Source organism: Zoogloea sp. (assembly GCF_041911615.1).
Lineage (GTDB): Bacteria > Pseudomonadota > Gammaproteobacteria > Burkholderiales > Rhodocyclaceae > Zoogloea.
In genome coordinates this window covers 13,819-36,348 of sequence record NZ_JAYROR010000133.1, presented here as the reverse complement: position 1 = coordinate 36,348, position 22,530 = coordinate 13,819, and the positions used below count along the sequence as shown (strand labels likewise).

The window sequence follows — 22,530 nt, the reverse complement described above, 5'->3', positions numbered from 1 at the left end:
TTCGATCCGTGCCCATTGATCATCCCGCAACCACATCCGTGCCATGCCTGTCATGCCCCAAAAGACAGGATGTAAACAGAAATCAGCCTTTGTGCACAGCCCTTTGAGCAAGCGCTGGGATTAAATGTCCACAGACTCTAGGCGAGCGACAACCCGCTCATCGATCACGACGTTCAATCTAGGCAGTGGGTCCAGCTTTAGCTGGGCGATTCTTCGCGTGTATTCACGCGCCGGTTTTCGCCCGCGGCTTCAGGACGCGCGCGATTTGCCGGCCTTTCCCGGCACTTCAGGGCGTGTCGGGGAGGATGCCGAGGGCTTTCAGCGAGGCCCTGGTAAGCGCCGGGCGCAGGGCCAGATCGGCCTGCTGGCGGATGTCGATGTTGGTGGCGAAGACCCAGGTGTCGTCCGGGGTTTCCACGTAGCCCACGTACCAGCCGATCTGCGGTGTGGCGCGGGCGGCCCAGCCGGTCTTGGCGTAGAGGGCGTAGGCCGGAGTGCGCTCGGCGAGCATCACGGCCTTGAGGGTGGCGTAGTTTTCGGCATCGAAGGGCAGTTGCCGGCGGACCACCTGCTTGAGAAACGCCACCTGCTCCTGCGCGCTGATCTGCAGCGCCCCATCCAGCCAGAAGGTGGTGGTGTCGAAAGGTTCGGTGAGCTCACCATAGCCGGCCTTGCGGATGTAGCGGCGGTAGGCTTCGCCGCCGACCCGCTCGGCCATCTGCTGGTAGCACCACACGCAGGAGACGCGGAAGGCGCTGGCCAGGGTCTGGTCGCGGTTCCAGTCGGGGATGTCATGCTGCCGGCCGTCCCACTTGAGCACGCTGTCGGCGGTGATGGCCTTTTCCTGCAGGGCGATCAGGGTATTGAAGACCTTGAAGGTGGACGCGGAGGCAAAGCGCCGCGCCGCCCGGGTGTCGTCGTGAATGAACGTGCGGCCGTCGCGCAGGGCGCTCACCACCAGCGTCCCCTCGACCTGCTGGCCGGCAAACACCGCGGCGATGCGGGCGTCCTCGGCAGACGCAAGCTGGGCGAAGGCGAAAAGGGCGACGAAGACGAGGCGTTTCACGGGCGGGACGCAGGGCGTGGCGGGTCCGTCATCTTACCGGCGCGACGGCCGCCATCGCCCATGAAAACGCCGCCCTCAGGCGGCGTGGGGTGGAACGACGATCGGGCTGGCGCTCAATTGGTGTCGCGGCCGCCGATCGGGCCAAGCTGCTGGTTCACATCGGACCACTGGGTCCAGCCGTAATAGGTGCCCTGATAGGTGTCGCCGCTGCGATAGGCATCGGAGTCCTTCATCATGTCGGTCCTGACCGGGCCTTGCGAGCCGCCCGCGGCGGTGGGCTCCATGCTGTCGTAGGGATCGCTCCCCATGCTGCGGTGCAGGCTCATGTCGTAGGAAAACGCCTGCAGGCTGTCGTAAAGATCGGCTGCGCCGGCGGGCGCTACGGCCAGAACGCTTCCCATCAGGAAACCGGCACCGATTTTCGCCAAGAGACTCTTTTTCATGTTGTCCTCCTTTGGGTTTTCCTCCCCGAAAAAGAGTGGTGGAACAGCGCCCGGATGAACCCGGGAGCCGCTCCCGACTGCACGCTGGCACCTGAATGCCCGCCTGCCATGACCACCAGATTGACCCGCCCAGGAGGCAGGTCCGGATCGGCTTCTGTCACCTTTTCATCATAGTCGACGAATTTACTCAACAAAGGAGAATCGCTACGCCGGGGCGATCACTTGGCGGCGGTGCGCAGCGGGCCGCTGCCCCGCTCGAGCGGCACCACGTCGTCCAGCGCCAGCAGGGCCAGCACGCCGGCCACCAGCGCGCGGTGGGCCAGCGGGGTGTTGGCGTACCAGCGGGAGAGATAGCTGCGCAGGCTGCTGCGGGCGTCGTCGGGGTCGAGGTTCATGTAGCCGAGGGCCTGCCAGTTTTCCGGGTTGCGCTCGAAGAGGGGCAGCAGCAGGTTGGCCAGCACCTCGTTCTTCTCGCGCAGATAGGGGTTGTGGCGCAGCTCGTCCTCGTGGGCCTGCAGCCAGGCGGCCAGCGGCGCGTCGGGCGGCAGGCGGCGATGGCCTTCGGAGACCAGCAGGTCGAAGAAGCGCCGCAGCCGGTCGGCCTCGCCCGCCCATTCTGGCCCGGGTGGCTCCGCTTCCCAGCGCTGGGCGAGATGACGCAGGGTGAACAGCGAGGCCGTCTCGCAGAGGGTTTCCTCGAACCACTGGTTGTCCCGGTGCGCTCCGGCGGGCAGCGGCTGGGCGTCGTAGTTGGAAAGCAGGTGGCACAGCTCGTGGGCGAACTCATAGACGTACAGGTGCCAGTTCTCGTCGCGGGCGTGCAGGCGGATGCGGTACTCGCCAGCGCCGCCGCGTCCGTACAGGGCCATCGGCGGGCCGTCGGTGTGGGTCACGACGATGGGCGCGCCCAGGTGTCCGGGGGGCAGGCGTGACATCAGCGTGTCGGCCACCGCGTAGAGCACGGTCTCGATCGACTCCTTGCGGCCCCGCCCCCAGCCGCCACCCTGCACCTGGATCGTCAGGCCGAGCTTGCGACCGGTCGATTTCTTGGACGGCGGCTCACCGCCGTCGGCCCAGGCGAGGGAGCACACCACCGAAGCCAGGATGAAGGGCAACCGCATCCCGCGCCGCACCCAGTCGGCGGCGCCCGCGCCGCGAAAGAAGAAACGTCTGCCCATCCGCATGTGCGCCCCCGCGCGCCCGTCGACGCCGTCTTTTTTCATGATAGATCGGCCACCGCCGTTGCCAAGGCCGGACGCGGTTAGCCCCGCGCCGGCGGGCATTCCGCGAAAATATTCCGTAGGCAAGAGGCGGCCGCGGCGCCGCGCCGGGCCTGTTCCGCAGAGTGCGACTTAGCACACGAATCGCCCGGAACGGGCGCGCTATCATCCAGCGTCATCGGCCTTCTGGCACACATTTTCACCGTCCCGCCCGGCATTTCGAGATGATTCCGTTCCTTCGCCGCACCCTCGTCGTCCTGGCCCTCTGTCTGCCCAGCCTCGTCTTCGCCCAGACCGACGACACGCCGGATGCCGCCCAGACGCGCCTCGAAGCGGCCCTCGTCGCCGCCAAGGCAGCCGTCCAGATGGGGCCGCGCGACGTGCCGCTGGGCGACCAGGGCGTGCTCAAGCTGCCCGAGGGCTATGGCTTCATCCCCAAGGACGAAGCCCAGGCGATGATGGAAGCGCAGGGCAACCGCGGCGGCAAGGGGCTCTTCGGGCTGGTGGTGAGCCCCGATCTGGCGGGCTTCGTGGCGGTGGAGTTCACCTCCGCCGGCTACGTGAAGGACGAGGAAGCCCGCGACTGGAATGCCGACGAGCTGCTCAAGAACCTCAAGGAAGGCACCGAAGCGTCCAACGCCGAACGGCGTCGCCAGGGCATGACCGAGTTCAAGGTGGTGGGCTGGGTCGAAGTCCCCAGCTACGACCCGGCCACGCACCGGCTGGTGTGGTCGGTGTCGGCCCGCCCGAAAAACGCCCAGGCGGGCGGCGAAGGGGTCAACTACAACACCTACATGCTGGGCCGCGAGGGCTACTTCTCGATGAACCTGGTGACCAGCATGGACCGCGTCGAGCTGGAAAAACCGGCCGCCCGCGAGCTGCTGGCCGCCCTCAGCTTCAACGAGGGCAAGCGCTACACCGACTTCAACGCGGCCACCGACCGGATGGCCGAGTACGGGCTGGCGGCACTGGTGGGCGGCATGGCGGCCAAGAAGCTGGGCCTGCTGGCCACGCTGGGGGTGTTCTTCGCGAAGTTCTGGAAGATCGGGCTGCTCGCCGTGGCCGGCGTGGGCGCCGGCGCCGGACGCCTGCTGTCGCGCAAGAAAGACCAGGCCTGAGGGCGCACCCCGCCGGCGATCAGGCGGGGTCGGGAATCGCCGCCTCCAGGCGGGGTCCCATCCAGTCGATGAACTGCCGCACCCGCGGCGATAGCAGGCGGGCGTGGGGATAGACGATCTGCACCGGCAGGTCCGCCGGCTCGAAATCCCGCAATAGCCGCACCAGTTGCCCCGCCGCCAGCGGCTCCGCCACCTGGTAATGGAGCACCCGGGCGATGCCGAGTCCGTCGACGCACGCCGCGCAGGCCACCTGCACCTGATTGGTCACCAGCCGCGGCGCGATCGCCACCGCCAACGACCGCCCCGACTCGACGAAGTGCCAATGCCGCCCGTGGGGCACGAAGCCGATGCAGGGCCGCGCCTCCAGCTCGGATGGGTGCCGCACCGGCCCAACCGACGCCACGAACCCCGGGCTGGCGCAGGCCACCAGGCGGGTGCGCCCGACCGGCGTGGCGACCAGACTGGAATCCGGCAGCGCGCCGACGCGGATCGCGAGATCGAGCCCTTCCTCGAGCAGATCGACGACGCGGTCGAGGAGAAGCAGCTCTACCCGCATCGCCGAGTTGCGCTGCAGGAAGGCACTCACCAGCGGCGCCACGTGACGACGGCCGAACTCGACCGGCGCGGTGAGCCGGATCAGCCCGCCGGGCTGCGCCCGCTGCGCATCGAAGCGTTGCTCCAGCGCGTCGAACTCGGCCAGCATCCGGCGGCTCCACGCCAGATATTCGGCCCCTTCGTCGGTCAGCGCCAGGCGGCGCGTGTTGCGGTTGAGCAGGCGCACGCCCAGGTGCCGCTCGAGCGCCGCCAGGGTGCGCACGACGGAAGCCGCCGACTGCCCCAGGGCCTGTGCCGCGGCACTGAGGCTGCCGCGCTCCACGATCTGCACGAACGTGCTCATCGCCTTCAATCTGTCCATCGGATGCTTTCGATCTGTGCGCTGCGCGCAATGGTGTTGTCAGCCGGGCGCCATTGATGGGACGGGGCCGACGGCGGAGACTGGCGCCTCCTTCATCCCCGCCGGAGCCCCCCCGAAATGAACAGCGCCTATGTCGTCGGCCACCTTACCGTGAAGGACGCGGACCGGTGGGCCGAGTACCGCCGCCAGGTGCCGGCCACCCTCGCGCCCTGGGGCGGCGAGCTGGTCTTTCGCGGCACGCAGATCGCGACGCTTGCCGGCCATTCGCCCCACCCGGACATCGTCGTGATCCGTTTTCCGTCGGCGTCGGCCTGCGAGGGCTGGTTTCACTCGCCGGCCTACCAGGCCCTGATCCCCCTGCGCCAAAGGGCCGCCGAGATGGATCTGCTCGCCTACCAGGCCTGACGCCCCGCCAGGATCGCACGCCATGTCCGCTTCCGACACCGCCGCCGCGCCCAACCCCGCGGCCATTCTCGCCTTCGACCACGTGGGCATCCGCGTCAGCGACTACCACCGCGCGCGGGATTTCTACACCGCCCTCGGCTTCGTGGAAAGCGCCGTGTTCCCCCACTACGAGGCCAACGAGATGCTGAGCCCCCATGGGGTGCGCATCAATCTCATCTTCAACGGCGCCCGCCAGCCCGAGGCCCGCAACGTCCTCCTCGACGCGCCGATCAAGCTGCCCGGCATGACCCACCCGGCCTTCGTGGTGGACGATCTGGCACGGCTAGCCGCCTGGCTGGCCGCCCGGGGCATCGTCGTCACCGAGGGCCCTCACCCCATCGGGCCGCGACGCATCGCGCTGTTCATCCGCGACCCGGACGGCAACGTGCTCGAATTCAACCAGCTGATCCACCCCAACGGAGACCCACGATGAAACTCTACGACCTCGAACTCTCGGGCAACTGCTACAAGGTCCGGCTGTTCGCCGCCCTCGCCAACATCCCACTGGACGTCGTACCGGTGGATTTTCTGGGCGGCGAGCACAAGCGTCCGCCGCTGATCGCGCTCAACCCCTGGGGCGAACTGCCGATCCTGGTGGATGGCGAGCGGGTGCTGCGCGATTCCCAGGCGATCCTGGTGCATCTCGCCGGCACCTACGGCGGCGCCGCGTGGTGGCCCAGCGCCCCGCATCTGCAGGCCGAGATCGTGCAATGGCTGTCCACCGCCGCCAACGAAATCCAGAACGGCCCCGCCTCGGCGCGCCTGGTGGACAAGTTTGGCTACCCCCTCGACAAGCCGACCACCCTCGCCCGCAGCGCCCACATCCTGCCGCTGCTCGACGCCCATCTGGCCACTCACGACTGGCTGGCCCTGGGCCGCCCGACCATCGCCGACTGCGCCGTCTATCCCTACGTCGCGCTGGCGCCCGAAGGCGGCGTCGAGCTCGCGCCCTACCCGCACATCCTGCGCTGGATCGACCGCGTCAAGGCCCTGCCGGGCTACCTGGCGATGCCGGGCACCTGATGCGCCGGGGCCGCGCCGGCTTCGGCGTGGCCCGTGGCGGTCGTTCGCCCCTACAATCGGGGCGATGAAACTCCTCCTGCTCCTGCTCGGCGGCGCCAAGTTCGGCAAGCTGCTCACCACTGCCGGCACCATGCTGCTGTCCATCGGCGCCTACGCCCTGATCTGGGGCTGGCGCTACGCCGCCGGCTTCGTCGCACTGATCTTCTGCCACGAGATGGGCCATTACCTGGCCGCCCGCCAGCGCGGCCTGAACGTGGGAGCCCCCACCTTCATCCCCTTCCTGGGCGCGTGGATCGAGCTGAAGGAGCAGCCCATGAATGCCGAGACCGAAGCCTACGTGGCGATGGCGGGCCCGCTGGCCGGCACCGCTGCGTCGCTGCTGTGCTACTTCGTGGCCCGCTCGGAAGGCAGCGACCTGCTGCTGGCGCTGGCGTATTCCGGCTTCTTCCTCAACCTGTTCAACCTGATTCCGGTACCGCCGCTGGATGGCGGGCGGATGACCGGCGTGGTGTCGCCGAAGTTCTGGCTCGTCGGCGCGCCGGTGCTGGTGGGGATCTTCCTGTGGCGGCCCAGCCCGATGCTGATCCTCGTCGCCCTGCTGGCCGGCCCCCACCTGTGGCGCGCCTTTCGCGGCCAGGCCGCGCCGGCCCCGGGCTACTACGACACCCCGCCGGCCAAGCGCATCGAATACGCGGTGCTCTATCTGGGCCTCACCGCCTGGCTGGCGGTGATGACCCACGACGTGCACGAGATGCTGGCCGCGGTACGCGCTACCCCGTAACCCGCTCCGCCGTCACCCATCGCGGCGCACCATCACGCGCTTTTCGGGCGGGATGCGTTCAAATTCACGCCGCGAATAACTGCCGGCCTCACCGTAGCGCGGCGAGTCGATCACGTGGGTGCGCGTCGCCGTGTCGATGTGGTGCATCAGCACCGCGTCCAGATCGGCGTCGCAGACGAACTCCCGACGTTCCGCGATGCGTCGCGGAAGCGACCAGCGATCCCAGAACACCGGTCGCCCGCCATCCAGCAGCGCCCGCACCGTATCAAAAGCCTGCCGGGTGCCGTCGATGAGGCGGTAGCTGATGAAATCGAAACCCCGCAGTTCGAGATCGGCCACGTGCCGATGCAGGACGTCGGGGTTGTCGATCAGGCGCATACCCTGCAAGGCCTGACCAACCGTGCGCGTGTTGCCGGGCATCAGTTTTCGCGAGGCATCCTGCCCCTTGTCGCGCACTTTTAGCACCGACAGGCATTTATCGGCGCGCGCCAGCGGAAACCACATCGATCCGGGCGCCGCGACAAAGCGCCACGCGCACCGCAAACCCGCCTTGACGCGCACCTCCTGCTCGGTGACGAACTCGACATGGATGCAGGCATCGAGCGCCGGCGGCAGCGGGCCCCAGGGTGTCGCGAGCTGGCTGAACAGCCAGATCGTATCGCCGCGGCGCACCCGGTCGGCCGGATAGCCGCGCTGGCGGGTCACATGGAAGGCCGGCGCCAGAAAACCCTGCCCATCCGGCGGATTGGCGGCGAACCACGGGTCGCCCGGATCGAGGTAGTTCGGCTGGGCCAGGCGGCGGCGGACGTAATGGACGAAATCGGCCATCGGAAACACCTCGCGATCAAGTTGGCAAACCGCCGCGCTCAGTCCTCCACGCGGAAGCCGATCTTCATGCGCACCTGAAAATGCGCGACCTTGCCATCGACGATGTGGCCGCGGTGTTCCAGCACCTCGAACCAGTCCAGGTGGCGCGTGGTACGGGATGCGGCCTCGATCGCGTTGCGGATCGCCTCGTCGCTGCTGGTGGGCGAGGTGCCGACGACTTCGATGAGCTTGTAGGTGTGGGCAGACATGATCGTTCCTCCTTGAGCGGGCGCGGTCGGGCCAGAGCGGAATGCCCGGGCCAGCGGCCTCGATAAGTGAATCCCCCGGCTCAGTTTAGTCCGCGGGCATTGAACGAGGTTCAGGACTGGCGGCAGCGGCAAAAGAAAAACGGCGCCACCCGGGCGCCGTTCTTCGTGCGTCCTCCCCGAGCGGGGAGGATGGCTTCACTGCCATTACATGCTGCGGCGGTACTGGCCACCCACGTCGTACAGCGCGGTGGTGATCTGGCCCAGCGAGCAGTAGCGCACCGCCTCGACCAGCACGGCAAACACGTTGCCGTTCTCGATGACGGTCTGCTTGAGCTTGGCGAGCCACTTGGGCGCTTCCTCGGCGTTGCGGGCCTGGAAGTCGGCGAGGCGCTGCAGCTGGCTCTGCTTTTCGTCCTCGGAGGAACGGGCCAGCTCGATTTCCTGCTGGGCCATGCCCTTCGGGTTGAGGAAGGTGTTGACGCCGATGATCGGGTAGGAGCCGTCGTGCTTCTTGTGCTCGTAGTAGAGCGACTCTTCCTGGATCTTGCCGCGCTGGAAGCCGGTTTCCATCGCGCCCAGCACGCCGCCGCGGGAGCTGATCGCCTCGAATTCCTTGAGCACCGCTTCTTCGACGAGGTCGGTGAGCTCGTCGATGATGAAGGCGCCCTGGTTGGGGTTTTCGTTCTTGGCGAGGCCCCATTCGCGGTTGATGATCAGCTGGATCGCCATCGCGCGGCGCACGGATTCCTCGGTCGGCGTGGTGATCGCTTCGTCGTAGGCGTTGGTGTGCAGCGAGTTGCAGTTGTCGTAGATGGCGATCAGCGCCTGCAGCGTGGTGCGGATGTCGTTGAAATCCATCTCCTGGGCGTGCAGCGAGCGGCCGGAGGTCTGAATGTGGTACTTCAGCTTCTGGCTGCGCTCGTTGGCGCCGTACTTGTTCTTCATCGCCACGGCCCAGATGCGGCGGGCGACACGGCCGATCACCGAGTATTCCGGGTCCATGCCGTTGCTGAAGAAGAACGACAGGTTGGGCGCGAAGTCGTCGATGTGCATGCCGCGGGCGAGGTAGCTCTCGACATACGTGAAGCCGTTGGACAGCGTGAAGGCCAGCTGGCTGATCGGGTTCGCGCCGGCTTCGGCGATGTGGTAGCCGGAGATCGACACCGAGTAGAAGTTCTGCACCTTGTTATGGACGAAGAACTCCTGGATGTCGCCCATCATCTTGAGGGCGAACTCGGTCGAGAAGATGCAGGTGTTCTGGCCCTGGTCTTCCTTCAGGATGTCGGCCTGCACGGTGCCACGGACGGTGGCGAGCACCCATTCGCGGATCTTCTGGTATTCGTCGTCGGTGGCGTCACGGCCGTTCTGGGCCTTGAACTTGGCGAGCTGCTGTTCCAGCGCGGTGTTGAAGAACATCGCCAGGATGATCGGCGCCGGGCCGTTGATGGTCATCGACACGGAGGTGGTCGGGTTGACCAGGTCGAAGCCGTCGTACAGCACCTTCATGTCGTCCAGCGTGGCGATGGAGACACCGGAGTTGCCGATCTTGCCGTAGATGTCCGGACGCGGATCCGGGTCGCAGCCGTACAGCGTGACCGAGTCGAAGGCGGTGGAGAGGCGATGCGCGGGCATGCCTTCGGAAACCTTCTTGAAGCGGCGGTTGGTGCGGAAGGCGTCGCCTTCGCCGGCGAACATCCGGGTCGGGTCTTCACCCTCGCGCTTGAAGGCGAACACGCCGGCGGTGTAGGGGAAGGAGCCGGGGACGTTTTCCTTCATCAGGAAGCGCAGGGTCTCGCCGTCGTCCTCGAAGCGCGGCAGGGCGACCTTGCGGATCTTGCTGCCGGAGAGGGATTCGGAGGTGAGCTGGGTGCGGATTTCCTTGTCGCGGATCTTCACCACGTACTCGTCGGCCGCGTACAGCTCGACGGTCTTCGGCCACATGTCGAGGAGCTTCTTGGAGGTGCCGGTGAGCTCGCCGTCCTTCCATTCGATCAGCTCGTCGAAGTCGCCGGCACCCTTCTTGCAGCCTTCGAAGAGCTGCTTGGAAATGCGCAGGGCCTGACGTTCGCGGGCGACGCGGGCCTGCTCGGACGTGTGCTTGTGATAGCCACGCACGGTGTCGGCGATCTCGGCCAGGTAGCGGGCACGCTCGGCCGGGACGATGGCACGGCCGCGGCTGGAGGCCTTGACGGTGACGATCGGCAGCTTGGCGCCGTGCAGCTTGAGGCCCTTGGCGACCAGCGCCGGGGCCAGCGCCTGATACAGCGCGGTCACCCCGTCGTCGTTGAAGCGGGCAGCCATGGTGCCGAACACCGGCATCTCGTCGGTGTTCTGGTTGAACAGCTCGCGGTTGCGCTGGTACTGCTTGCGTACGTCGCGCAGAGCGTCTTCCGCGCCCTTGCGGTCGAACTTGTTGATGGCCACGAAATCGGCGAAGTCGAGCATGTCGATCTTCTCGAGCTGGCTGGCAGCGCCGAATTCGGGGGTCATCACGTACAGCGACACATCGACGAAGGGGACGATGGCGGCATCGCCCTGGCCAATGCCGGAGGTTTCGACGATCACGAGATCGAAACCGGCCAGCTTGGTGGCGGCGATGACTTCGGGGAGGGAGACGGAAACTTCCTTGCCGGTGTCGCGGGTGGCCAGCGAACGCATGAAGATGTTCGGATGCTCGATCGCATTCATGCGGATGCGGTCGCCCAGCAGCGCCCCACCGGTGCGCTTGCGCGACGGGTCGATGGAGATGATGGCCAGCTTGAGCTGGTCGTTCTGGTCGAGGCGGAAACGGCGCACCAGCTCGTCGGTGAGGCTGGACTTGCCGGCGCCGCCGGTGCCGGTAATGCCCAGCGCCGGGGTCTTGAGGCTCTTGGCGGCCTCGATGACGGCGTTCTTCACGGCGTCCGGATAGGCGCCGTTTTCAAGGCCGGTGATGATCTGGGCGAGCACGCGGCGGTCGCCCGACTTGAGCGCGGCCACCACGGCGTCGGCGCCTTGCGGGCCGGAGTGGGACAGATCCTGGTCGCAGCGCTCGACGAGGTCGTTGATCATGCCCTGCAGGCCCAGCACCGCGCCGTCTTCGGGCGAGTAGATGCGGGTGACGCCGTAGTCGTGGAGTTCCTTGATCTCGGCCGGGACGATCACGCCGCCACCGCCGCCGAAGACCTTGATGTTCTCGCCGCCGTTCTCGCGCAGCAGGTCGATCATGTACTTGAAGAACTCGACGTGACCGCCCTGGTACGAGGTGATGGCGATGCCCTGCACGTCTTCCTGCAGCGCGGCATTGACGATCTCGCCCACCGAGCGGTTGTGGCCCAGGTGGATCACCTCGGAGCCGGTGGACTGGAGAATCCGCCGCATGATGTTGATGGATGCGTCGTGGCCGTCGAACAGCGCCGCGGCGGTGACGAAACGCACCTTGTTCTTCGGCTTGTAGGCAACGAGCTTCTTGGCAACGCTCAGATCGGTCATGCTGTCTCCCCCATTTCGTGTTTGTCGATCCTTGAATGGTAGAAGGCGACCCGGGCCTTTGCCATTGTCGATGTCGACGGGATTCGTGCAAAATCCGCCAAACGTCGGGCGCCGCCGCGGCGCCTTTTGCCTCTACCCCGGAGAACCGCCCTTGGCCGCCGCCGCGTCGCGCAAACATACAAGCGTTTCAATGGGTTTCGTCACCGGGATGCTGTCCGGAATGATGCGCCGCAACATCGACCCCGTCGCGCAACTCGCCGGGCTCGACATCAAGCTTGCAGACGCGGCCAGCCGCGTCCCGGTGGATCGCTACGCCACGCTCTACAACCGCGTCATCGCCGCCCTCGACGACGAGGCCTTCGGCCTGTTCGGCGCCAAGATGCGGCCGGGCAGCTTCGAGTTCCTGTGCCGCGGGATGCTCGGCGCACCGACCCTCGCCGACGGCCTCGACCGGGCACGGCGCTTCCTGTCCATCGTGCTGCCCGACCTGGCGGTGAGCATCGAGCGCGGCGACACCCGCGCCGAGCTGCGCATCGACGAGACCACGCCACTGGCGGCCAGCCCCGACGACCCCGGCCGGGTGTTCGCCTTCGAATGGCTGCTGCGCCTCCTGCACAGCCTGTCGTGCTGGCTGGTGGGGCGCGGGCTGGCCCTCGACGCGGTGGATTTCCCCTTCGCCCGCCCGGCCCACGCCGACGACTACGCGCTGGTCTACACCGAACATTCCGCCTTCGTCGGCGGCCACCGCCTCACCGCGCGCTTCAACGCCACCTTGCTCGACCTGCCGATCCGCCGCGACGAAGCCGCGCTGGCGAGCTTCCTCGAAGGCGCGCCGGGCCGCATCAGCATGCTCTACCGGCGCGACCGGGCCACCGTGCTGCGGGTGCGCGACCTGATTCGCGACGCCCTGCCGGCGAGCCTGTCCCAGGACGAGGTGGCGAACCGCCTGCACGTGTCGCCGCGCACCCTGCACCGCCGGCTCGAGGAGGAAGGCGCGAGTTTTCGCGGCATCAAGGAGGCGCTGCGCCGCGACATCGCCCTGGCCCGCCTCACCAAGACCCGCCAGCCCATCGCCCAAGTGGCGGCCGACCTGGGCTATGCCGACACCTCGGCCTTCTACCGCGCCTTCACCGCCTGGACCGGCCTGTCGCCGGAGCGCTATCGCAAGCAGCTTGCCAACCACGCCGCGGAAGGCGGCGCCGGCAAACCCTAGAATCGGCCCGTCGCCCCGCCCGAAATGAGTGCCCGAATCCTGCCCCCGTCGCCCGCCGGACGCCCCGGCTCTCCCGAAGAACTACGCCGCTACGACCTGCTGCTGGCCGGCTTCGACCTGCTCGACCAGGCCATCGCGGTGTTCGACGCCACGCCCAAGCTGGTGAGCTGGAACAAGGCCATGCTGCGCCTGCTCGACTTTCCCGAATCGCTGGTGCGGGTCGGCACGCCCTTCGAGGCGTTCGTGCGCTTCAACCTGCGCCGCGGCGAATACGCCGGCAGCACCGGCACGCCACCGAGCGAAGCCGAGATCGAGCGTCTGGTGGCCGAGCGCATGGCCGCGGTGCGCGCCTTCCAGCCCCACCAGGCCGAACGCACCCGCCCCAACGGCCAGGTGCTGTCGATCCGCGGCGTGCCGATTCCCAACCTGGGTTTCGTCAGCCTGTGGACCGACATCACCGAACAACGCCGCTACGAGCGCCTCATCGAAAGCCAGAACGCCGAGCTCGAAACCCGCGTGCGCGCCCGCACCGGCGAACTCGAAGCGGCCACCGGCCGGCTCGACAAGCTCGCCGTCCAGCTCGCCCGCAGCGAGGAGCGCCTGCGCCTGATCCTCGACGCCATTCCGGCGATGATCGCCTACGTGGATGCCGGCGAGCGCTACCAGTTCGCCAACCGCGGCTACGCCGAGTGGTTCGGGCTCGACAAGGCGCGCATCGCCGGGCGCACCATCGCCGAGGTGTTCGGCCCCGACGCCTACGCCCAGATCCGTCCCCACCTCGAACACGTGTTCTCGGGCGAACAGGTCAGCTACGAATATTCGCGCCTCACCCCCACCGGCCGCCAGGTGTACGCCCGCAGCGCAGTGGTGCCCGAGGCCTCCGAGGCCGGCGGCGTGCGCGGCTTCTTCGTGCTCTCCATCGACATCACCGAGCAGAAGGCCAGCCAGGCCGCGCTGATCCAGGCCCAGAAGATGGAAGCCGTCGGCCAGCTCACCGGCGGCATCGCTCATGATTTCAACAACCTGCTCACCATCATCACCGGCAACCTCGCCACGCTGCAGGGCAAGCTGCCCGCCCACCAGGGCTTCGAGGAGCACCTCGAACCGGCTCTCTCGGCCGCCCGCCGCGGCACCGAACTGATCCGTCGCCTGCTCACCTTCTCGCGCCAGCAACCCCTCGCGCCGAGCCCGGTGGAGGTCGGCGCGCTGGTGCACGGCATGAGCCAGCTGCTGTCGCGCTCGCTCACCGAGCGCATCCACATCCGTCTCGACCTGCCCACCGAGAAGATCCACGCCCTGGTCGACCCCCACCAGCTCGAGAACGCCCTGCTCAACCTCGCCATCAACGCCCGCGACGCCATGCCCGAAGGCGGCGAGCTGGCCATCGCCGTGGCCCGTCGCCACGTCTCGTCGAGCCTCGCCCTGCTGGTCGAGGTGCCGCCCGGCGACTACGTGCAGTTCGACGTCTCCGACACCGGCGTCGGCATCGCGCCGGAGCTGCTGCCGCGGCTCTTCGAACCCTTCTTCACCACCAAGTCGTTCGGGGCCGGCAGCGGACTCGGGCTGGCGATGGTGTATGGCTTCATCCGCCAGTCCGGTGGCAACATCCGCATCCTCAGCACCCCCGGCAAGGGCACCAACGTGCGCTTCATCGTGCCGCTCACCGACGCCCCGCCGCCGCCCGCCGCCAGCGCCCGCCCCCCCGCCGACACCGCCGCCAACGCCCGCCGCCTGGTGCTGCTGGTCGAGGACGAACCCGAAGTGCGCAAGGTGATCCGCCAGCAACTGGGCGAGCTGGGCTACCCGGTGCTCGAGGCCGCCAACGGCTTCGAAGCCCGCTCGATGCTCGAAGCCGTCGAGGACATCGCCGTGCTGGTGTCCGACACCGTGATGCCCGGCCTCGGCGGTCGTGAGCTCGCCGCCGCCGCCCGCGCGCTTCGCCCGACGCTGCCGATCCTGCTCATCACCGGCTACGCCACCGGCGACGCCGCGCCCGTCGCCCCGGACATCCCGACCCTGCGCAAACCCTTCGAACGGGCGGCGCTCGCCGCCGCCCTCGCCACGCTCGACTACCCGGAGACTCCGGCATGACCGCCGCCGACAAAGACAGCCCCCTCATCTTCGTCGTCGAAGACGAAGCCGACATCGCCCGCCTCATCGCCGGCACCCTGGCCGACTACGGCTTCCGCAGCGAAACCTTCGGCACCGGCCGCGCCCTGCTGGCGCGCGCCCGCCGCGTACAGCCCGAGCTGGCCATCCTCGACCTCGGCCTGCCCGACATGGACGGGCTGCAGGTGCTGCGCGAGCTACAGGAATCCCACCCCTGCGCGGCCCTCATCCTCACCGGCCGCGACGGCCTCACCGACCGCGTGCTGGGCCTCGAGCTGGGCGCCGACGACTACCTCGTCAAGCCCTTCGAGCCGCGCGAGCTGGTCGCCCGCGTGCGCTCCATCCTGCGCCGCTACCAGAAGGCCGCCCCGGCCGAACCCGGCATCGGCGGCAGCCTGCGCTTCGCCGGCTGGCACTTCGACACCGGGCGCCTCACCCTCACCCACGACGACGGCCGCGAGGTGTCGCTGTCGGCCGCCGAGGCCGCACTGCTGCAGACGCTGCTCAAGCGCCCCAACAAGATCCTCACCCGCGAACAGCTCATCGGCGAGCGCGAACTCGACCCCTTCGACCGCAGCATCGACGTGCGCATCTCGCGCCTGCGCCGCAAGCTCGAGGACGACCCGCAGGACCCGAAGATCATCAAGACGGTGTACGGCGCCGGCTACCTGCTGAGCGCCAGCGTGGAACGGCTCGGCTGACGCGTCAGCCAGTCGACCATCTACATCGGCTTCAGCCAGCCGTAGCCGTCCTCCGCCCCCTGATACACGTAGGGCAGCACCGCGCAGGCGCCGCCCACCCACCAGCCCGATCAGCGCCGCCACCGCGACGATGGCCGGAAACGACACCGCGAACACGAAGATCGTCACGAACGACGCCGCCGCGATTGCCCACAGCGGGCCGTTCTTCAAAGTCCGGCCGCCGATCCGGTGCGCCGCGTGGAGCACGATGGCGGTCACCGCCGGCTTGATCCCGGCAAACACCCCGGCCACCACCGGCAGGCTGCCGAAGGCGACATACACCCACGACAGGCCCACCAGGATGAACAGCGACGGCAGCACGAACAGCGCCCCCGCCACGATCCCGCCGAGATTCCGATGCATCAGCCAGACGATGTAGGTCGCCAGCTGCTGCGCCGCCGGCCCCGGCAGCACCATGCAGTAGTTCAGCGCGTGCAGGAATCGCCGCGCCGAGATCCAGCGCCGGCGCTCCACCAGTTCCTGGTGCATGATCGCGATCTGCCCGGCGGGCCGGCCGAAGCTGATGAAACCCAGCCTCAGCCAGAACAGGGAGGCATCGCGAAAGCCGATCGCGGTGGGCCGCGCGGCCGGATCAGGCCTGTCGCTCACGGTATCGGGGCGCCTGGTTGGCGCGGCCGGCCGGCCGCCTTCCCGGCGCGGCGGCACGGCGCCCGCCGGTACAGCGCGCACTCTACAAGCCCCTCGTCCCGTCGGGGCGGGCGATTCGCGCCCGCCGCCCTTTCCTCCCCCCGCCCCGGCCCGTAAAATCGGCCGTTCTTACAAGGGAGAAAACAGCATGACCAGACCTTTCAAGATCCTCGGCGTCCAGCAGATCGCCATCGGCGGCCCCTCCAAGGATCGCCTGCGCACCCTGTGGGTCGACATGTTCGGCCTCGAGGTCACCGGCAACTTCAAGTCCGAGCGCGAGAACGTCGACGAAGACATCACCGCCATGGGCAAGGGCCCGTTCAAGGTCGAGGTCGACCTGATGCAGCCCCTCGACCCCGAGAAGAAGCCGGCCGTCCACACCACCCCGCTCAACCACGTCGGTCTGTGGGTCGACGACCTGCCGAAGGCCGTCGAGTGGCTCGGCGCCAACGGCGTGCGCTTCGCGCCGGGCGGCATTCGCAAGGGCGCGGCCGGCTTCGACATCACCTTCCTGCACCCGAAGGGCAACGACGAGTTCCCGATCGGCGGCGAAGGCGTGCTGATCGAGCTGGTCCAGGCCCCGCCCGAAGTGGTGGACGCCTTCGCCAAGCTGGCCGGCTGACCCACCGTCCCCGCCAAAGGGGCAGACAGCTTTCCCGGCGCTGCCAGGGCGCGGGAAAGCGAATACCATGCGCGTATTTCGCTTTCCCGCCGCAGCCGCGGCCCACTCTCCGCGAGCATTCCAGACCATGACCACGCCCGGCTCGCCGACCGCCTCCCGCCTCGTTCCGCTGCTCCTGCTCGGCCTCGCGCTGATCCTCTGCCTCGCCGCCAGCACGACGCGCGCCGCCCCGGGCCTCGACCTGCCCCTCGAAGGCCTCGAAGGCGACCCCGTCACCCGCTTTCGTGCCAGCCTCAGCCGCGACGAACTGCTCTGGCTCGACCACCACCCCGAAATCCGCTTCGGCAACGGCCCCGACTTCCAGCCCTTCTACGCCTGGCGCGACGGGCGCTACACCGGCCCCAGCGCCGACTACCTCGAACTGCTCAGCCGGCGCACCGGCCTGCGCTTCACCGCCCGACGCTTCGACGACTTCACATCCGCCCTCGCCGCCCTCGACCACGGCGACATCGATCTCATCCCGACCCTCACGCCCACCGAGCCGCGCCGCCGCAAGTTTCTATTCACTGGCGGCTACCTGCACTCCCCGGCCGTGGTGGTGACCCGCAGCGGCGCCAGCAGCGTCGCCCTGCCCGGCAACTTCGAGGGCGTCCGGGTCGCCCTCGAACGCGGCCACGCCTCGCGGGACGTCCTCAAGCGCAGCAAGCCCGCCGCCACCCTCATCGAGTTCAACAGCACCGAAGCCGCCCTGCGCGCCGTCTCCAGCGGCGAAGCCGACGCCTACGTCGGCATGCTCGCCGCCGCCCACTACTGCATCGAACAGTTCGCCCTCGCCAACCTTCAGATCCGCCAGCGCTTCGACGCCGACCTGTCCGCCATGGCGATGGCCACCAGCCACGCCCAGCCCTTGCTGCACAGCATCCTGCGCAAGGCGCTCAAGTTCGTCAGCGACGACGAGAGCAACGCGCTGCTGCGCCGCTACCTGCCCGGCGCCGCCACCCTTTCCGGCGACCCGTTTCGGCTCACCAACGCCGAACTCGCCTGGCTGCGCGCCCACGGCCCGGTGCGGATGGGCTACGACCAGGCCTTCTACCCCCTCAGTTACACCAACAGTCGCCACCAGGCCGAAGGCTTCTCGATCGAACTGTTCCGCCTGCTGCGCGACAAGATCGGCATGACCGTCGAAGAAAGCGCCGGCCCGTGGTCGACGGTGCTCACCAAGGCCTACCGTGGCGACCTCGACGTACTGGTGGCCAGCGCCAACATCGCCGAGCGCCGCGAACGGCTCGAGTTCGTCGGCCCCTACCTGAGCACCCCGACCGTCATCATCACCCGCAGCAACTTCCAGCAGGTGTGGGATCTCTCCAGCTTCGCCGGGCGCAAGCTGGCACTGCTCAAGGATCACTTCCTGGTCAACCGCATCCGCAGCGCCTACCCGACCATCCGGCTGGTCGAGGTGCCCACCCAGGAAGACGCCCTCAGCCTGGTCGCCGCGGGCGCCGCCGACGTGGCGATCGGCAACCTGCACGCGGTCAACCGCCTGATCCAGGCCCGCTTCCTCGGCACCCTCTACATCGCCGGCCACATCCCCGACGGCGACAGCGAACTCTACCTGGGCGTGCGCAAGGACATCCCCGAACTGGCCGCGATCCTGCGCCGGGCCCTCGAATCGCTCACCCCGGGCGACATCGCCGCCGCCAAGAACCGCTGGCTCGACACCGTCTACAGCCCCGCCCAACACCAGGACGAAAGCCCCCGACTGGCCTGGGGGCCCACCGCCGCGGCCGCCCTGGTGCTGCTCGGCGGCCTCTATTCCCACCGCCGCCTGCGCCAGGAGCGCCGCGCCCGCCGTACCGCCGAAGCCCGCCTCGACGCGGTCCGGGACATCGCCCCCGGCGTCGGCCGCATCGGCGAACACGCCGTCGCCCTGCAGCACGCCCTCGCCGCCGACCATACCGGCCAGGCCGTGGCGCTGGTCGAACGCATCCGCGCCGAACAGCAGGACGTCCTGCAGCGCCTGAACGGGCTCGCCAACAAAAAGCCGCCGGCGGGCTGACACCCGACGGCGGCCTCGCGCCCCGCGCGCTCCGGCGACGCTACAGCGCGCGTGCCTGGAAGGTGTTGCAGGCGTTCAACTGCCCGCTCTCCATGCCGCGGCGGAACCAGCGCACCCGCTGCTCCGACGAACCGTGGGTGAAGCTGTCCGGCACCGCATATCCCTGCGCCTGCTTCTGCAGGTTGTCGTCGCCGATGGCCGTCGCGGCGCGCAGCGCCTCGTCCACATCGCCCGCCTCGAGAATGCCCCGCGCGGCGTCGGCATTCTTCGCCCACACCCCGGCCAGGCAGTCGGCCTGCAGCTCGAGGCGCACCGACAGCGCGTTCGCCTCCCGCTCGCTGGCGCGCTGGCGCGCCGCCTGCACCTTTTCGGAAATGCCCAGCAGGTTCTGCACGTGGTGTCCCACCTCGTGGGCGATCACGTAGGCCTGGGCGAAGTCGCCGGGAGCCTTGAAGCGGCTCTTGAGCTCCTGGTAAAAGGCCAGGTCGATGTACACCTTCTGGTCGCCCGGGCAGTAGAACGGCCCCATCGCCGCCTGTCCCACACCGCAGGCGGTGCGCGTCGCCCCGGAGAAAAGCACCAGCGTCGGCTCCACGTACTGCTTGCCGTTCTGGCTGAAGATCTGCTTCCAGGTGTCCTCGGTCTCGGCCAGCACGTGACGCACGAAGACGGTTTCCGCGTCGTTCGCCGGCGGCCCCGCCGGACGCGACTGGGCCTGCGGGGCCGGCGCCTCCACCGCCTGGTTCAGCACCACGCTCGGATCGACACCGAAATACATCGCCACCAGCGCCAGCACGATCGTGCCGATGCCGATGCCACGCCCCCCGACGGGCAGCCCGCCGCCCCCGCCACCGCCGCGCCGGTCCTCGATGTTGTCGCTTTCCCGGCTGTTGTCGAAACGCATGGAATGTCCTCTTCTGATGATGGGTCAACGATAATCGTCGCGCAGGGCGACGCGCGAGACAAGCCACCGGCCGCGCGCAAAGCTCACACAAAGTCACACTCTGCGTCCGCACCCGCCGTGGCGCGCGCCCGGCGCATCGTTTTTGCGCCGCAACATTTTCCTTGTGCCGCCACTTCATTATCGCTATAGTGCGCGATCCGGTGCAAAGCGGTTCGCACCGAGTCACATCGTCCCTGACCTTCTATATCTCCCGTACTCGACGCGAGGTTGCCCCGATCGGTTAGTGCCGATATGCCAGTCAGGCAGCCTGATTGCCGCGCGCAGCCCTGCGCCGCGGCGCGTTGCCATTTTTTCTTCGCGGGCACCGCATCCGCAGTACAAGATAAGGAAGCGAACATGGATTTCGCCAGCCTCGGCCTGTCCGAGAACATCGTCAAAGCCGTCAACGAAGCCGGCTACACCGACCCCACCTCCGTTCAGCAAGCGGCCATCCCTGCCGCCCTCGCCGGCAAGGATCTCGTCGTGTCGAGCCAGACCGGCTCCGGCAAGACCGCCGCCTTCATGCTGCCGTCCCTCGAGCGCCTGACCACCGAGCCGACCATCAAGGCCCGCGGCCCCCGCGTGCTGGTGCTCACCCCGACCCGCGAACTGGCCGTCCAGGTCACCGACGCCACCAAGCGCTACGGCAAGAACCTGCGCTACGCGAAGGCCGTCAGCGTCGTCGGCGGCATGCCCTACCCGGTGCAGAACAAGCTGCTGTCCAGCCCCTATGAAATCCTCGTGGCCACCCCGGGCCGCCTGATGGACCAGATGAACAGCGGCCGCATCGACTTCGCCCGCCTCGAGATCCTGATCCTCGACGAAGCCGACCGCATGCTCGACATGGGCTTCGTGGACGACATCGAAGCCATCTGCGCCAAGCTGCCGGCCAGCCGCCAGACCCTGTTCTTCTCGGCCACCCTCGACGGCCAGGTCGCCCGCATGATGCAGCGCCTGCTGAAGGACCCGGAGCGCATCGAGATCGCCTCCGCCCAGACCCGCCACGAGAACATCGAACAGCGCCTGCTGGTTGCCGACGACATCGGCCACAAGAACCGTCTGCTCGACGGCCTGCTGCGCGACACCGCGGTGGACCAGGCCATCGTGTTCACCGCCACCAAGCGCGACGCCGACGCCCTCACGCTCAACCTCGAGTCCATGGGCCACTCGGTTGCCGCCCTGCACGGCGACATGAACCAGCGCATGCGCACCCGCACCCTCGACCAGCTCCGCCGCGGCCACCTGCGCGTGCTGATCGCCACCGACGTTGCCGCCCGCGGCATCGACGTGCGCACCATCAGCCACGTCATCAACTACGACCTGCCGAAGGTTGCCGCCGACTACGTGCACCGCATCGGCCGCACCGGCCGCGGTGGTTCGTCGGGCATCGCGATCAGCCTGGCTGAACGCCGCGACGTGCGCCTGCTGCGCGCCATCGAACGCTACACCCGTCAGCCCCTGGCCGTGCACACCCTGCCGGGTCTGGAGCCGCGCAGCACCATGCCGGCCGACGACCGCCGTCCTGGCGGCGGTGGCCCGCGCCGTGACGGCGGTCGCAGCTTCGGCAACGGCGGTGGTCGCTTCGGCGACAAGCGCCCGTCCGCCGGCCACGGTGGTGCCCGCTTCGGCGACAAGCCCGCCGGCGGTTTCGGCGGCGGCCGCTTCGACCGCAACGAGCGTCGCGACGACAGCCGTCCGGCCAGCCCCTGGGCCGGTCGCAACGAGGGCGGCCGCGACTTCGGCGACAACCGTCGCGGCGAGTTTGGCGACCGCCCGCGTCAACCCGAGCATCGCACCGAGTTCCCCCACGTGGCCAAGCGCAGCGCCAACCAGCACACCCCGGGCGGCTTCGGCGGCCATCGCGGACGCGACGGCGATCAAGCCGGCAAGCCCCGCACCGGTCGCACCTTCAACCGCGACCGCTGATCGACACGCGCCCGCGTGACACGAAAGGACGCCTCCGGGCGTCCTTTTTCATTGGGTGCCCACCAGGCCGACACGCCATGCGCATCGGCAGGAAAGCCGTCAAAAAACCCCTCTCTTCCCGAGCTTGCCCGCGGCGCCCGCTGACTATGATGGGGGTAAGCATCCGGAGGGCGGACGTCCGCTCCTGCCCACGCTCACTCAAGGGGGAAACCATGAAGATCACCAGTCCCGTCGTCGGCGAAATGGAAGTCTCGGCCGACCGCGTCATCACCTTCCAGGCTGGCCTGCCCGGCTTCGAGGCCTGCCGCCAGTTCACCCTCGTGCACAGCGCCGACAGCGATTCGCCGAAGCTCTTCGTGCTCCAGTGTCTCGACGATCCGCAGGTGGCCTTCACCGTCACCACGCCCGACGTGCTGGGCCTCAACTACGAGTTCGGGCTCACCGACACCGAGGTGGCCACCCTCGATCTCGCCAGCGCCGACGATGCCAGCGTGCTCCTGATCGTCAGCCGCAACGACGCCAGCGCACCGATCCACGCCAACGTGATGGCCCCGCTGGTGGTGAACACCACCACCCGCCGCGGCCTGCAGAAGATCATCGGCAAGGTGGACACCAGCGTCACCCTCAAGGCCGTGGCCTGAACCTTGCCCGATCGGCCGCCAAGGCCCCAAAAAAACGGCGCTCCCGAGGGAACGCCGTTTTTTATGCGCGCAAG

20 protein-coding genes and 1 pseudogene are annotated in these 22,530 nt (G+C 68.3%); 12 read left to right on the top strand and 9 right to left on the bottom strand.

The features are described 5' to 3' along the window. Positions 1 to 286 precede the first annotated feature (286 nt). The 3 genes from blaOXA to ACE3P2_RS17685 all read right to left on the bottom strand — a co-directional run bounded on the left by blaOXA (position 287) and on the right by ACE3P2_RS17685 (position 2,687). Positions 287 to 1,066, bottom strand: a complete 780-nt coding sequence (blaOXA, locus tag ACE3P2_RS17695) for a class D beta-lactamase (protein WP_153160519.1) — start codon at positions 1,064 to 1,066, stop codon at positions 287 to 289. A 113-nt stretch (positions 1,067 to 1,179) separates the two neighbouring features. Beyond that, positions 1,180 to 1,509 (bottom strand): hypothetical protein, encoded by a 330-nt coding sequence (locus ACE3P2_RS17690; RefSeq protein ID WP_374266893.1) that lies wholly within the window; start codon positions 1,507 to 1,509, stop codon positions 1,180 to 1,182. A gap of 218 nt (positions 1,510 to 1,727) precedes the next feature. Further along, complete coding sequence (locus ACE3P2_RS17685) at positions 1,728 to 2,687, bottom strand: hypothetical protein (protein ID WP_374266891.1); 960 nt, start codon at positions 2,685 to 2,687, stop codon at positions 1,728 to 1,730. A gap of 266 nt (positions 2,688 to 2,953) precedes the next feature. Here ACE3P2_RS17685 and ACE3P2_RS17680 point away from each other — a divergent pair, with 266 nt between their 5' ends. After that, on the top strand, positions 2,954 to 3,847 hold the full coding sequence (locus ACE3P2_RS17680; protein WP_374266889.1) for a DUF2167 domain-containing protein: 894 nt from the start codon (positions 2,954 to 2,956) through the stop codon (positions 3,845 to 3,847). Between the two features lie 19 nt (positions 3,848 to 3,866). On the opposite strand, the gene ACE3P2_RS17675 is transcribed toward ACE3P2_RS17680, so the two are convergent. Beyond that, the gene (locus ACE3P2_RS17675; RefSeq protein ID WP_374266887.1) at positions 3,867 to 4,763 is read right to left on the bottom strand and encodes a LysR family transcriptional regulator; all 897 of its coding nucleotides are present in this window, start codon (positions 4,761 to 4,763) and stop codon (positions 3,867 to 3,869) included. A gap of 117 nt (positions 4,764 to 4,880) precedes the next feature. Here ACE3P2_RS17675 and ACE3P2_RS17670 point away from each other — a divergent pair, with 117 nt between their 5' ends. The 4 genes from ACE3P2_RS17670 (at position 4,881) to ACE3P2_RS17655 (ending at position 7,011) form a co-directional block, all read left to right on the top strand. After that, the gene (locus tag ACE3P2_RS17670; RefSeq protein WP_374266885.1) at positions 4,881 to 5,168 is read left to right on the top strand and encodes a DUF1330 domain-containing protein; all 288 of its coding nucleotides are present in this window, start codon (positions 4,881 to 4,883) and stop codon (positions 5,166 to 5,168) included. Positions 5,169 to 5,190: 22 nt separating this feature from the next. Then, on the top strand, positions 5,191 to 5,640 hold the full coding sequence (locus ACE3P2_RS17665; protein ID WP_374266883.1) for a VOC family protein: 450 nt from the start codon (positions 5,191 to 5,193) through the stop codon (positions 5,638 to 5,640). After that, on the top strand, positions 5,637 to 6,230 hold the full coding sequence (locus tag ACE3P2_RS17660) for a glutathione S-transferase (RefSeq protein ID WP_374266881.1): 594 nt from the start codon (positions 5,637 to 5,639) through the stop codon (positions 6,228 to 6,230). Before ACE3P2_RS17665 ends, ACE3P2_RS17660 begins: the two co-directional genes overlap by 4 nt. A gap of 64 nt (positions 6,231 to 6,294) precedes the next feature. After that, a complete protein-coding gene (locus tag ACE3P2_RS17655; protein ID WP_374266879.1) occupies positions 6,295 to 7,011 on the top strand; it encodes a site-2 protease family protein in 717 nt (238 codons plus the stop codon). Between the two features lie 12 nt (positions 7,012 to 7,023). Here the strand turns inward: ACE3P2_RS17655 and ACE3P2_RS17650 are convergent, their stop codons facing one another. The 3 genes from ACE3P2_RS17650 to icmF form a co-directional block, all read right to left on the bottom strand. Next, positions 7,024 to 7,839 (bottom strand): hypothetical protein, encoded by an 816-nt coding sequence (locus ACE3P2_RS17650; RefSeq protein WP_374266877.1) that lies wholly within the window; start codon positions 7,837 to 7,839, stop codon positions 7,024 to 7,026. A gap of 38 nt (positions 7,840 to 7,877) precedes the next feature. Continuing rightward, entirely contained in the window at positions 7,878 to 8,087 is a 210-nt protein-coding gene (locus ACE3P2_RS17645; RefSeq protein WP_374266875.1) for a dodecin, read from the bottom strand. A gap of 204 nt (positions 8,088 to 8,291) precedes the next feature. Next, complete coding sequence (icmF, locus tag ACE3P2_RS17640; RefSeq protein WP_374266873.1) at positions 8,292 to 11,558, bottom strand: fused isobutyryl-CoA mutase/GTPase IcmF; 3,267 nt, start codon at positions 11,556 to 11,558, stop codon at positions 8,292 to 8,294. A gap of 190 nt (positions 11,559 to 11,748) precedes the next feature. On the opposite strand from icmF, the gene ACE3P2_RS17635 reads away from it, so the two are divergent. The 3 genes from ACE3P2_RS17635 to ACE3P2_RS17625 are packed head-to-tail and all read left to right on the top strand — an operon-like array spanning position 11,749 to position 15,581. Further along, positions 11,749 to 12,771 carry an AraC family transcriptional regulator gene (locus tag ACE3P2_RS17635; RefSeq protein ID WP_374266871.1) on the top strand — a complete coding sequence of 341 codons (1,023 nt, stop codon included), beginning with the start codon at positions 11,749 to 11,751 and terminating at the stop codon, positions 12,769 to 12,771. 24 nt (positions 12,772 to 12,795) lie between these two features. Continuing rightward, complete coding sequence (locus ACE3P2_RS17630; protein WP_374266869.1) at positions 12,796 to 14,862, top strand: PAS-domain containing protein; 2,067 nt, start codon at positions 12,796 to 12,798, stop codon at positions 14,860 to 14,862. Next, entirely contained in the window at positions 14,859 to 15,581 is a 723-nt protein-coding gene (locus tag ACE3P2_RS17625; RefSeq protein WP_374266867.1) for a response regulator transcription factor, read from the top strand. Before ACE3P2_RS17630 ends, ACE3P2_RS17625 begins: the two co-directional genes overlap by 4 nt. 83 nt (positions 15,582 to 15,664) lie before the next feature. Here the strand turns inward: ACE3P2_RS17625 and ACE3P2_RS17620 are convergent. Beyond that, a pseudogene (locus ACE3P2_RS17620) lies at positions 15,665 to 16,229 on the bottom strand (chromate transporter); the annotation flags it as partial. A 187-nt stretch (positions 16,230 to 16,416) separates the two neighbouring features. On the opposite strand from ACE3P2_RS17620, the gene ACE3P2_RS17615 reads away from it, so the two are divergent. After that, positions 16,417 to 16,890, top strand: a complete 474-nt coding sequence (locus ACE3P2_RS17615) for a VOC family protein (RefSeq protein WP_374246012.1) — start codon at positions 16,417 to 16,419, stop codon at positions 16,888 to 16,890. A gap of 127 nt (positions 16,891 to 17,017) precedes the next feature. Beyond that, positions 17,018 to 18,946, top strand: a complete 1,929-nt coding sequence (locus ACE3P2_RS17610; RefSeq protein WP_374266865.1) for a transporter substrate-binding domain-containing protein — start codon at positions 17,018 to 17,020, stop codon at positions 18,944 to 18,946. Between the two features lie 40 nt (positions 18,947 to 18,986). Here ACE3P2_RS17610 and ACE3P2_RS17605 read toward each other — a convergent pair whose 3' ends face one another. Continuing rightward, a complete protein-coding gene (locus ACE3P2_RS17605) occupies positions 18,987 to 19,850 on the bottom strand; it encodes a neutral zinc metallopeptidase (protein ID WP_374266863.1) in 864 nt (287 codons plus the stop codon). Between the two features lie 396 nt (positions 19,851 to 20,246). Here ACE3P2_RS17605 and ACE3P2_RS17600 point away from each other — a divergent pair, with 396 nt between their 5' ends. After that, the gene (locus ACE3P2_RS17600; RefSeq protein ID WP_374266861.1) at positions 20,247 to 21,815 is read left to right on the top strand and encodes a DEAD/DEAH box helicase; all 1,569 of its coding nucleotides are present in this window, start codon (positions 20,247 to 20,249) and stop codon (positions 21,813 to 21,815) included. Between the two features lie 212 nt (positions 21,816 to 22,027). After that, positions 22,028 to 22,456: a flagellar assembly protein FliW gene (gene fliW / locus ACE3P2_RS17595; RefSeq protein WP_374266859.1), complete on the top strand. Its 429-nt coding sequence runs from the start codon at positions 22,028 to 22,030 to the stop codon at positions 22,454 to 22,456. Positions 22,457 to 22,530 lie beyond the last annotated feature (74 nt).